The 11,637-nt window shown below is 52.8% G+C and carries 12 protein-coding genes and 1 rRNA gene; 1 reads left to right on the forward strand and 12 read right to left on the reverse strand.

What is annotated here, in order from left to right:
- Nucleotides 1-104 (forward strand): 5S ribosomal RNA (gene rrf / locus WFO64_RS18155); the annotation flags it as partial.
- A gap of 175 nt (nt 105-279) precedes the next feature.
- On the opposite strand, the gene WFO64_RS18160 is transcribed toward rrf, so the two are convergent.
- The 12 genes from WFO64_RS18160 to aroQ all read right to left on the reverse strand — a co-directional run bounded on the left by WFO64_RS18160 (nt 280) and on the right by aroQ (nt 11,585).
- Complete coding sequence (locus WFO64_RS18160) at nt 280-1,041, reverse strand: amino acid ABC transporter ATP-binding protein (protein ID WP_010699823.1); 762 nt, start codon at nt 1,039-1,041, stop codon at nt 280-282.
- An 8-nt stretch (nt 1,042-1,049) separates the two neighbouring features.
- A complete protein-coding gene (locus WFO64_RS18165) occupies nt 1,050-2,150 on the reverse strand; it encodes an amino acid ABC transporter permease (protein WP_337013450.1) in 1,101 nt (366 codons plus the stop codon).
- A gap of 15 nt (nt 2,151-2,165) precedes the next feature.
- Nucleotides 2,166-3,344, reverse strand: a complete 1,179-nt coding sequence (locus tag WFO64_RS18170) for an amino acid ABC transporter permease (protein WP_337013451.1) — start codon at nt 3,342-3,344, stop codon at nt 2,166-2,168.
- Nucleotides 3,345-3,412: 68 nt separating this feature from the next.
- The gene (locus WFO64_RS18175) at nt 3,413-4,438 is read right to left on the reverse strand and encodes an amino acid ABC transporter substrate-binding protein (RefSeq protein ID WP_337013452.1); all 1,026 of its coding nucleotides are present in this window, start codon (nt 4,436-4,438) and stop codon (nt 3,413-3,415) included.
- 543 nt (nt 4,439-4,981) lie between these two features.
- Nucleotides 4,982-5,278 carry a DNA-binding transcriptional regulator Fis gene (fis, locus tag WFO64_RS18180; protein WP_003855228.1) on the reverse strand — a complete coding sequence of 99 codons (297 nt, stop codon included), beginning with the start codon at nt 5,276-5,278 and terminating at the stop codon, nt 4,982-4,984.
- A 23-nt stretch (nt 5,279-5,301) separates the two neighbouring features.
- Entirely contained in the window at nt 5,302-6,267 is a 966-nt protein-coding gene (gene dusB, locus WFO64_RS18185) for a tRNA dihydrouridine synthase DusB (protein WP_337013453.1), read from the reverse strand.
- A gap of 368 nt (nt 6,268-6,635) precedes the next feature.
- On the reverse strand, nt 6,636-7,517 hold the full coding sequence (gene prmA / locus WFO64_RS18190; RefSeq protein WP_337013454.1) for a 50S ribosomal protein L11 methyltransferase: 882 nt from the start codon (nt 7,515-7,517) through the stop codon (nt 6,636-6,638).
- A gap of 17 nt (nt 7,518-7,534) precedes the next feature.
- The gene (gene panF, locus WFO64_RS18195; protein WP_337013455.1) at nt 7,535-8,980 is read right to left on the reverse strand and encodes a sodium/pantothenate symporter; all 1,446 of its coding nucleotides are present in this window, start codon (nt 8,978-8,980) and stop codon (nt 7,535-7,537) included.
- Nucleotides 8,970-9,212 carry a YhdT family protein gene (locus tag WFO64_RS18200; RefSeq protein ID WP_337013456.1) on the reverse strand — a complete coding sequence of 81 codons (243 nt, stop codon included), beginning with the start codon at nt 9,210-9,212 and terminating at the stop codon, nt 8,970-8,972. Before WFO64_RS18200 ends, panF begins: the two co-directional genes overlap by 11 nt.
- Before the next feature lie 72 nt (nt 9,213-9,284).
- The gene (gene accC, locus WFO64_RS18205) at nt 9,285-10,634 is read right to left on the reverse strand and encodes an acetyl-CoA carboxylase biotin carboxylase subunit (RefSeq protein ID WP_337013457.1); all 1,350 of its coding nucleotides are present in this window, start codon (nt 10,632-10,634) and stop codon (nt 9,285-9,287) included.
- A gap of 11 nt (nt 10,635-10,645) precedes the next feature.
- Nucleotides 10,646-11,107 carry an acetyl-CoA carboxylase biotin carboxyl carrier protein gene (accB, locus tag WFO64_RS18210; RefSeq protein ID WP_337013458.1) on the reverse strand — a complete coding sequence of 154 codons (462 nt, stop codon included), beginning with the start codon at nt 11,105-11,107 and terminating at the stop codon, nt 10,646-10,648.
- 25 nt (nt 11,108-11,132) lie between these two features.
- Complete coding sequence (gene aroQ, locus WFO64_RS18215; RefSeq protein ID WP_337013602.1) at nt 11,133-11,585, reverse strand: type II 3-dehydroquinate dehydratase; 453 nt, start codon at nt 11,583-11,585, stop codon at nt 11,133-11,135.
- Between the last annotated feature and the right edge of the window lie 52 nt (nt 11,586-11,637).

Consider the following 11,637-nt stretch of genomic DNA (forward strand, 5'->3'; position numbering starts at 1 on the left):
AGCGCGGTGGTCCCACCTGACCCCATGCCGAACTCAGAAGTGAAACGCCGTAGCGCCGATGGTAGTGTGGGGTCTCCCCATGCGAGAGTAGGGAACTGCCAGGCATCAAATAAGAGAGAGCCCTTCGCGTATGCGAAGGGCTTTTTTCGTTGTGCCAATCTAATCAGCCTATCTGTCTGTGCATTCATGACCGTATCGGAGCTGTTAGCTCATTAAGCCTGTTGTTGAGGCCATAAAAAACCCGGCGCCAGGCCGGGGAGTGAGTAACTGAATCGGTGATCAGTGAATAACCTGCGACAAAAACGCACGGGTACGCTCCGATTTTGGATTGGCAAAAAACTCCTGCGGCGGCGCAACTTCGACGATCTCACCCCGATCCATAAAGATCACCCGGTCAGCAACTGTTCTGGCAAAGCCCATCTCATGAGTGACGCATAGCATGGTCATGCCATCCTCAGCCAGACCAATCATTGTATCCAGTACCTCTTTAACCATCTCAGGATCCAGCGCTGACGTTGGCTCATCAAACAGCATAATTTTGGGCTTCATACAGAGTGAGCGGGCGATGGCAACACGTTGCTGCTGTCCACCAGAGAGCTGGCCCGGAAACTTATGCGCATGCTCGGCGATACGCACGCGTTGCAGATAGTGCATTGCCAACTCATCAGCTTCCTTCTTTGGAATCTTCCTCACCCATGATGGCGCCAGCGTGCAGTTTTGCAATACGGTGAGATGCGGGAAAAGGTTGAAGTGCTGGAATACCATACCCACTTCCGTGCGCACGCGCTCAATGTTACGAACGTCATCGTTAAGGTGAATACCATCGACGACAATCCGCCCCTGCTGATGTTCTTCCAGATGGTTGATACAACGGATCGTAGTCGATTTGCCGGAGCCGGACGGTCCGCACAGCACGATGCGTTCACGGGGTTTAACCTGCAGGTTGATGTCTTTCAACACATGGAATTGTCCATACCATTTATTCACGTTCTCAAGTGAGATCATCAACGCGTCAGAAGAGTGTGTCATAGAGTCAGTCATGTAAAACCTCAGTGCGATGTACGCCCGGTGTGAAAGCGCTTTTCCAGATACTGGCTATAGCGCGACATGCTAAAACAGAAGATCCAATAGACCAGTGCAGCAAAGACATAACCTTCGGTCGACATCCCCAGCCAGGTCGGATCGACCGTTGCCTGCTGAACACTGCTGAACAGATCAAAAAGACCAATAATGATAACCAGGCTGGTATCTTTAAACAGTGCAATGATGGTATTAACCAGGCCTGGAATGGTGAGCTTCAGGGCCTGTGGCAGGATAACCAGCATCTGCGTCTTCCAGTAGCCTAACGCCAGAGACTCGGCTGCTTCATACTGACCTTTCGGCAGTGCCTGCAGCCCCCCGCGAACCACCTCTGCCACATAGGCGGACTGGAACAGAATGACGCCAACCAGCGCGCGCACCAGCTTATCAATGGTTGTACCTTCAGACATAAACAGCGGCAGCATCACTGATGACATAAACAGCACGGTAATCAGTGGAACGCCGCGCCAGAATTCGATAAAAATGATCGACAGCGTGCGCACGACTGGCATACGTGAGCGACGGCCAAGCGCCAGCAAAATCCCCAACGGCAGCGCGCCCGCAATACCCACCGACGCGATAATCAGCGTCAGCGTTAATCCACCCCACTGACGTGTTTCGACACGTTCTAACCCCAGATAGCCGCCATAAAGCAGAAACCAGACAATCACCGGATAGATGACAGCCCAGGCGGCAATGTAGCGTCCACGATACGGCATGCTCTTGAGGAACATCGGCACAATCGACAACAGGCCGATCACCAGCGCCAGGTTAATACGCCAGCGCAACTCATGCGGGTAAAGCCCATACATGAACTGGCCAAAACGAGCATGGATAAAGACCCAACAGGCACCCTCTTTGGTGCAATCCGCACGTGTGGTGCCAATCCAGTTTGCCTGAAAGACCAGCCAGTTTAGCGCTGGCGGAATGATGTGCCAGATTACCCAGACGCAAAACAACGTCAGTAACGTATTAAACCAGCTGGAAAATAGATTTTTACGAGCCCAAAGCCATGCGCGACTGACCAAAGTCGTCGTGACGGGGGGCGTTTCATGCGTAGTCACAGACATAGTTATCCCGTTCTCTTAACGCTCAACCAACGCAATTTTGCGGTTGTAGAAGTTCATAAGCAGCGATATCAGCAGACTGATAATCAGGTAAACGCCCATCGTGATAGCAATCGTCTCGATTGCCTGACCGGTCTGATTCAGTACCGATCCGGCGAACAGCGAGACCATATCGGGATACCCGATAGCGGCGGCCAGTGAAGAGTTCTTCACAATGTTCAGATACTGGCTGGTCAGCGGCGGAATAATGACGCGCATGGCCTGAGGAATAATCACCTGGCGCAGCGTAACCGGATTAGGCAGGCCCAACGATCGTGCTGCTTCGTGCTGACCATAGGGCACTGACTGAATCCCGGAGCGAATCACTTCAGCGATAAACGACGAGGTATAGATCGACAGTGCCAGCGTCAATGCCGCCAGCTCAGGTATCATCACCGAGCCGCCACGAAAATTGAACCCGCGCAGTTGCGGCACATCCCAGTGAGTGGCTGCGCCAAACCCAAGATGCGCAAGCAAGGGAAAGAGAATCAACATGGCTACGGCAAGGGGCCACGTGCGACGTAACTCACCGGTTTTCAGCTGGTGTTGACGATTAAAGCGATACAGGCCATAGCTAGCGGCCACAGCCAGAAGCATTGCGATAACAAATGGCCAGCTACCTGGCGCATAGGTCGGCCACGGAACGTACAGCCCGCGATTACTGACATACGCCAGATCAAAAGCATTCAGCGCCTGACGTGGGCCCGGCAGATTGCGTAATACCGCAAAGTACCAGAAGAAGATTTGAAGCAGGGGCGGGATATTACGGAAGGTTTCGATATAGATATTAGAGAGCTTTCGCAGCAGCCAGTTGTCAGAAAGGCGGGCAAGACCGACTGCGAAGCCGAGAATCGAAGCGAACACAATACAGAGCGCAGAGACCAGCAAGGTGTTAGTTAACCCGACCAGAAACACGCGTGCGTAGGTATCTCCTTCAGTGTACTCAATCAGATGCTGAACAATGCCGAAACCGGCAGTGCGCTCAAGAAATCCAAACCCTGATGTAATGCCGCGATTGGCAAGGTTAATAATGGTGTTATGCACCAAATAACCCACCACACCAAGCACTGCAACGACGGCTATTAACTGATAAATCCAGGCGCGAACCGTGGGATTACCAAATGAAAAATCCCGTTTCACGGTTGGGCGTTGTGACATGTTGAAACCTCAGTAACGAAAGCTGGGGTAGGGCACCGCAGAATACGGTGCCCGATTGGTGAGGTCTGTTAACGTACCGGTGGTGCGTACTGAATACCGCCTTGGTTCCACAACGCATTCTGACCACGTGCGATCTTCAATGCGCTGTCTTTACCGACGTTACGGTCAAAGCTTTCCTGATAGTTACCTACCTGCTTGATGATGTTGAAGGCCCATTTGTTATTCAGTTTCAGATCTTTACCAAAATCACCTTCAGCGCCCAGCAGATGAGCCATATCTGGCGTAGTCGGCTTAGCCGTCATCTGGTCAACGTTCTTCGAGTTGATTCCCATCTCTTCCGCATTCAGCATGGCGTAGAGAGACCATTTGACGATGGTGAACCAGTCATCATCACCACGACGCACCAACGGCCCCAGCGGCTCTTTGGAGATCACTTCTGGCAGGACAATAAACTCGTCAGGTTTGCCCAGCTTAATGCGCAATGCGTAAAGCTGAGACTGGTCAGATGCCAGCGTATCGCAGCGGCCGCTATCGAGCGCCTTAGCAGATTCATCAGAGCGGTCGAATGTCACCGGCGTATATTGCATTTTGTTAGCTTTAAAGAAGTCAGCCACGTTCAGCTCGGTATCGGTACCCGCCTGGATACAAACGGTGGCACCATCCAGTTCTTTGGCACTTTTCAGGCCGGCTTTCTGGTGGGTCAGGAAGCCGATACCGTCGTAATAGTTCACGCCCGCGAACAGGAAGCCCATGCCGCCATCGCGCGATGAGGTCCATGTGGTATTACGTGAAAGCACATCTACCTCGCCTGACTGCAGGGCGGTAAAGCGCTCTTTGGCGGTCAGCGGGGTATATTTCACTTTGGTCGCATCGCCAAACACAGCGGCAGCCGTCGCCCGACACACATCCACATCGATACCGGTAAACTTGCCGCCAGCATCTGCATAGGAGAAGCCCGGCAAGCCGTCACTAATACCACATTGAACAAAACCTTTTTTCTTTATCGCATCCAGTGTGGTGCCTGCGTGTGCTTGCTGAGCAATGGCAACCAGCGAGGCGGCAGCGATCAGCGTAGAGAGCATCATCTTTTTCATAAAGCATCCTGTGTGGCGGGATCATGTTGTTATGTTTGCGCACTTTAGTGTGCGTTTTTCCTGTCTGTGGCGGTCAGCCATCCACGACTTTGCAAAGCTGATGCCAGGTTTGCATAATCCTGAATTCGTGAGAAAGAACAGTTAATAATCGGAAGCACTTTGACAGTTCCGCTAATATGGCGCACCAAAAGGAAGCAATGTGAGTCGCTCCGATCACATTTAGTGCAAATAGTTTCACTATATGGAAGCAGTGTGAGCATTCACTCAGGCAGAAATGCAAGTAGAGACAACGTTGCTTTTTATTGCGCAGAAAGTCACATACCCAGCATTGATGGGGATGTACAGTGAGGTCAGAGCAGGATAACTACAAAATCTTGATAGAGATGATGAAAGCGAGAAGGTGAAATATCACGTCAGCAATTGCAACTACAGTTACCATATTGCGGGCAACTGTTTCACTATCATTGACGCTGCTTTGTGCGACAACGCACAAATAAAAACGCCAGCCCGAAGGCTGGCGTGATTAACAGACAGAACTACTAATCAGTTCATGCCGTATTTTTTCAATTTCTTACGCAGCGTACCGCGGTTGATACCCATCATCAGGGCAGCACGTGTCTGATTGCCACGGGTATACTGCATCACCATGTCCAACAGAGGCTGCTCGACTTCAGCCAAAACCAGCTCATACAGGTCGCTCACATCCTGACCATTCAGTTGAGCAAAATAGTTCTTCAGTGCCTGTTTAACCGAATCTCGCAAAGGTTTTTGAGTTACCTGATCCTGTGAGTTAACGGTAGAAACGGTCAGTACGTCAGAATTTACGCGTTGTTCGAACATAGTTCTTTCAGCTCTTTATTTCGTTACGCAAGATTTTCGAAGTATGCCTCCAACGCCTCCAGCTGTTCGCTGGCATCCTCTATGGCGTTGAATGTGCGCCGAAACTGGTCATTCGGGGCGTGCTCCTGCAGGTACCAGGAGACGTGCTTTCGCGCTATACGGTATCCCTTGCCTGAACCGTAAAAGTCGTGCAGCTCACGTATATGCGAAACAAGCAAGCGCTTGACCTCTGCCATCGGCAGCGGGGCAAGCAACTCCCCAGTGTCCAGATAATGCTGGATTTCCCGGAAGATCCACGGTCTTCCCTGAGCAGCGCGTCCTATCATCAGAGCATCGGCCCCTGTATAGTCGAGCACCGCTCTGGCTTTATGCGGGTCAGTTATGTCTCCATTCGCGATAATCGGAATGGAGACACTCTGCTTAACTGTCCGAATGCTGTCATATTCAGCTTCTCCGTTGAACAGGCAGGCACGAGTGCGACCATGTATCGTCAGAGCCTGTATACCGCAGCGTTCAGCCAATTGGGCAATCGCGACACAGTTTTTGTTTTCAGGATCCCAGCCAGTACGAATTTTTAGCGTGACCGGCACATTCACTGCATTAACCACTGCGGAGAGAATTGACTCCACCACGGCGGGATATTGCAGCAAGGCTGAACCCGCCATTTTGCGGTTAACCTTCTTGGCAGGGCATCCCATATTAATGTCGATGACTTGTGCACCAGCCTCAACATTAATGCGTGCAGCTTGCGCCATTTCGCTGGGATCGCAACCGGCAATTTGCACGGCGCGAATGCCTGGCTCATCACTGTGAACCATACGTAAACGAGATTTGTCGCTTGCCCAGACTTCCGGGTTAGAAGACAACATCTCAGAAACTGCCATGCCTGCACCCATTTCGTGACACAGCGTCCTGAACGGCCTGTCGGTAATACCGGCCATCGGTGCTGCTATCAGTCGATTTCTCAGCTGGAGGTTTCCAATACGCATGAAGTCAGAATGGCCATACTGTGTCTGCAAGGCGGCGTATATTACGCATTTTTGCAGGAAGATGAAAGGCCAAACTTTGAACAATCAGCAAGAAAAATCAATGAAATCCTGATGATGATTGGGGATGTTTTTTATTTATCTTGATTATCAATTAGTTAAGAGTTTTTGCTGGAATTGTGAACAAAAGTTTTTCCAGAAAAGCACGTCAATTCGCCAGATAAAAAACGTCACATGCCGTGATTAACGATACAAGCATCCATTTCAAATCGGTAAAGCCCGCAACTTACGCTACGGGCTGGCTGAATGTTCTGTGAAGCCACTTTGTTATGACCAGAGCGATATCAGAGGAGGATAGACAGGCGCTAATTTCAGGATTTAATCCCGGTAATCCTGCACCACTCCTCTTTAACCGCAACCGGGTCGAGAGTGAAATCGCTGACATAGGCTTCGCAGACGCTCTCTGCCTGGCTCTCTAGCACGCCTGAGAGACCGAGGTGACCGCCAGGCTTCGGTAGCACGCTAATCAGGTGGGCCAGTTCACGCAGCGGACCGGCCAGAATATTGGCCACCACCACATCAGCCTGCAGATTTTCGGGTTGCTGGTGAGGCAGATAAAGCGACAGGCGATCAGAGACCCCGTTGCGCTCAGCATTATCCCGGCTGGCCTGAATGGCCTGCGGATCGATATCAATCCCGATCGCCTGGGCCGCGCCGAGTTTAAGCGCCGCGATCGCCAGGATCCCCGAGCCACAGCCGAAATCGATCACCGTTTTGCCCATCAGATCAAGCCCATCGAGCCAGGTGAGGCAGAGTGAGGTGGTCGGGTGCGTGCCGGTGCCAAACGCCAGACCGGGATCGAGCATCACGTTGACGGCATCGGGATCCGGCACATCACGCCAGCTCGGACAGATCCAAAGACGCTCACCAAAGCGCATCGGGTGGAAATTTTCCATCCATTCGCGCTCCCAGTCTTTATCTTCGATCTGCTCGATCCGGTGACGAAAACTGATGCCCAGCAGCGGATGTTGCGCCAGTTCCGCGGTGATCGCGGCCATGTCGGTTTCTGCATCGAACAGGCCGATAACATCCGTATCGCCCCACAGGCGCGTTTCACCCGGCAGCGGCTCGTAAACCGGCGTGTCGTGCGTATCCTGGAAAGTCACGGAAACCGCACCGATTTCCATCAGTGCATCGCTCAGCGTTTCCGCGTGTTCACCTGAGCTGTTAATTTTGATTTGAATCCACGGCATAAACGTCTCTCTTTCCGTCAATGTTGCGGCGCGTCGATCGTCTGCGGCGCGCGTCCAAACAGGTTGCCCACTAAAAATGCCAGCAGGCTCAAAAGCAGGGAGGGCACGATGGGGTGAAAACCCAGAAGCTGCAGGTTCAGGCTCGCCATAAAAGCGTAACCGCCACCCCCCACCACCATGCCGGTAATGGCGCCCGCGGCATTGGCGCGTTCCCAATAGAGGCCGAGTACCAGCGGCCAGAGGAAAACCGCCTCAAGGCCGCCAAATGCAAGCAGGTTGAGCCAGATAATCATATCGGGTGGATTCCATGCCGCAATCAGCAGCAGGATACCCAGTGCGAAGGTAATGGTGCCAGATAACAGCCGCAGCCGCGTCTCATTTTCCAGTTGCTGCGGGGCGACACGCAGGTAGAGATCTTTGATCAGTGTGGCTGAAGCCTGTAACAGCTGCGCATTGATGGTCGACATAATGGCGGCCATAGGCGCAGCCAGAAACAGTCCGGCCGCTAACGGTGGCAGTACGGTAATCATCAGGGTCGGAATGACACTGTCCGGCACGGTGAGGTTTGGCAGTATCGCACGGCCCAGCGCACCGGCCAGATGCATTCCCAGCATCAGGATCACCACCACAACGGTGCCCAGAATAATGGCCCGATGGACGGCCTTGCTGTCTTTATAAGAGATGCAGCGCACCGCAGTATGCGGCAAGCCAATCACCCCAAAGCAGACCAGCACGACAAACGAGCTGAGGAAGGTCGGCGTGATAATCTCGCCCGGCCCCTGCGGCGAAAGCAGAGCAGGATCGATTGCATGCAGTTTCTGAACGGCCGTGCTCAGGCCACCAGCCTGATGAATTACCGCGAACAGCAGCAGGAATGTCCCAATCAGCATCACAATGCCCTGCATAGCGTCATTGAGAACGCTGGCACGGAATCCGCCGAAAGCGGTGTAGAGCGCGATAGTGCCGCCAAAAATCAGCAGCCCGGTGTCATACGGGATGCCTGCAGCAGTTTCGAGCAGCCGCGCACCACCAATAAACTGCACTGTCATGGCACCGATAAAGGCGATCAGCAGACTCAGACTCGCCAGCCAGATCAGCAGCGGGCTCTGATAGCGAGCATAGAGCATATCATTCAGCGTCACTGCATTATGCTTACGCGCCAGGATGGCAAACTTTTTCCCTAGCACACCCAGCGAGAGCCAGACGGCGGGCACCTGCACCATCGCCAGCAATACCCATCCCAGCCCATATTTGTAGGCAGCGCCCGGACCACCAATAAACGAGCTGGCGCTGATATAGGTGGTGGTGAGCGTCATCGCCAGCACAAATCCGCCCATGGAGCGGCTGCCAAGGAAATATTCAGTGAGGAAGCTGCCCTCACGCCTTTTACGTACGGCAAACACCGACAGCGCGGCAATCAGTACCAGATAAATCAGTAACGGCAGGATAATTTCACTGTTCATTTTTTTCCTCCAGCGGCATGTCGCGGAAAATCACCCGCACCATGAGCCAGCACAAAAAAATGAATAGCAGGGGAGCAAACAGGCAGGAGAGTTCAAACCAGCGCGGCAGGCCGATGATACCGATTTCACTGCCGCCCAGCCAGGCGGAAAGCCCCCAGGCAGCGAGCCAGAGTAGGGTGAGATAGAGCGACCAGCGCGCCTCTTTGTGTGCCTGTATAAAACGAGCATCCATGATTCAACCTTAACGCCAGCGGCAAAAGAAAAAGGCCGGATTAACCGGCCTCTGACTGACTCAGCGTTGCGATTACTTCTCGTGCAAGCCGAGTTTTTTCTCCAGATAGTGGATATTGGTTCCACCGTGCTGGAAATTCTCGTCGGACATAATTTTCATCTGCAGTTCAACGTTCGTTTTGATACCGTCGATGATCAGTTCCGCCAGCGCATTCTTCATGCGGGCAATAGCCACGTCGCGCGTGTCGCCATAGGTGATCAGCTTACCGATCATGGAGTCGTAATAAGGCGGCACGGTGTAGCCTGAGTAAATATGCGATTCCCAGCGCACGCCAAAACCGCCTGGCGCGTGGAAGCGGGTGATTTTACCCGGGCTTGGCAGGAAAGTAACCGGATCTTCAGCGTTAATACGGCACTCGACCGCATGTCCGCGAATAACCACTTCGTCCTGTTTGATCGACAGTGGCTGGCCCGCAGCAATGCGCAGTTGCTCTTTAATCAGATCCACACCGGTGATCATCTCGGTCACCGGATGTTCCACCTGAATGCGGGTGTTCATCTCGATGAAGTAGAACTCACCGTTTTCATACAGAAATTCGAAGGTGCCCGCGCCGCGATAGCCAATCTCAATACAGGCTTTAGCACAGCGATTGCCGATAAAGCTGCGTTGTTCCGGCGTGATGCCTGGACCTGGCGCTTCTTCGACCACTTTCTGGTGACGACGCTGCATGGAACAGTCGCGTTCGCCCAGATAGATCGCATTGCCCTGACCGTCGGCCAGTACCTGAATCTCGATATGGCGCGGATTCTCCAGATACTTCTCCATGTAAACCATGTCGTTGTTGAACGCCGCTTTGGCTTCCGCTTTCGTCATGTTGATGGATTGTTCCAGATCTTTGTCGCTGCGCACTACGCGCATACCACGACCGCCGCCGCCGCCGGAAGCTTTGATGATCACCGGGTAACCGATACGCTTAGCAAAGGCACGGTTTTTTTCCATATCATCAGTCAGCGAACCGTCAGAACCGGGTACAGTTGGGACGCCTGCTTTCTTCATCGCATTGATCGCAGAGACTTTGTCGCCCATCAGGCGAATGGTATCTGCTTTTGGGCCGATAAAGATAAAGCCCGAGCGCTCAACTTGCTCAGCAAAATCGGCATTCTCAGAAAGGAAGCCATAGCCAGGGTGAATGGCCACCGCGCCGGTGATCTCTGCTGCAGAGATCAGCGCCGGGATGTTGAGGTAACTTTTGACTGACTGCGCCGGGCCGATGCAGACGGTTTCGTCTGCCAGCAGCACGTGCTTCAGGTCACGATCCGCGCTTGAGTGTACCGCAACAGTCTTGATGCCCAGTTCTTTACAGGCACGCAGAATGCGCAGCGCGATCTCACCACGGTTAGCAATAACAATTTTATCCAGCATGATCTGCCCCGTTACTCAATGATAACCAGTGGCTCGTCAAATTCGACCGGCTGACCGCTTTCAACCAGGATAGCTTTTACCACGCCTGATTTATCAGCTTCGATCTGGTTCATCATTTTCATGGCTTCGACGATGCATAAAGTATCGCCGGCATTGACTTTCTGGCCGACTTCCACAAAGGCTTTCGCATCCGGGCTCGGCGTACGGTAGAAGGTGCCTACCATCGGTGAACGCACGATGTGACCACTGATTTCAGCCGGTGCCGCTTCGGCAACCGCTGCAACAGGGGCAACAGCCGTCGCCAGAGCGGGCTGTTGAACCGGCGCAGCGTAAGTCTGCTGCATCATCGGGTAACCTGTGTTTGCAGGTGCGCGGCTGATGCGAACGGACTCTTCACCTTCAGAGATTTCCAGCTCAGAAATGCCAGACTCTTCAACCAGTTCGATCAGTTTTTTAATTTTACGAATATCCATGAGTGGGGTTCCGTACTCAGTTTGATTAATTAGTTTGAGACAGGCGTTTTACTGCCGTTTGTAAAGCCCATGTGTAGCCGTCAGCGCCAAGCCCACAGATCACGCCAGCAGAAACATCAGAAAGATAGGAGTGATGACGAAACGGTTCGCGGGCATGCACATTGGAGAGATGAACCTCGATAAACGGTATTTCTACCGCCAGCAGGGCATCACGCAGTGCGACACTGGTATGGGTAAACGCGGCAGGATTAATGATGATGTAATCCACATTGCCTTTGGCCTCATGAATGCGATCAATCAGCTGAAATTCAGCATTGGTTTGCAGGTGGCTCAATTGCACATTCAACGCGTCTGCCTGACGTATCAAATCGTCCACGATCTGACGCAGCGTGGTGTGACCATACTTCTCAGGTTCACGCGTGCCCAGCAGGTTCAGGTTGGGTCCGTTTAAAAGCAGAATATGTAATTTATGCGCCATCGTGCTGCCATCTCCCGCAATCATTGAGGCATCGCGTAAAATACCTTGCGAA

The sequence above is a fragment of the Pantoea sp. AS142 genome (genome assembly GCF_037152305.1).
Taxonomy (GTDB): domain Bacteria; phylum Pseudomonadota; class Gammaproteobacteria; order Enterobacterales; family Enterobacteriaceae; genus Pantoea.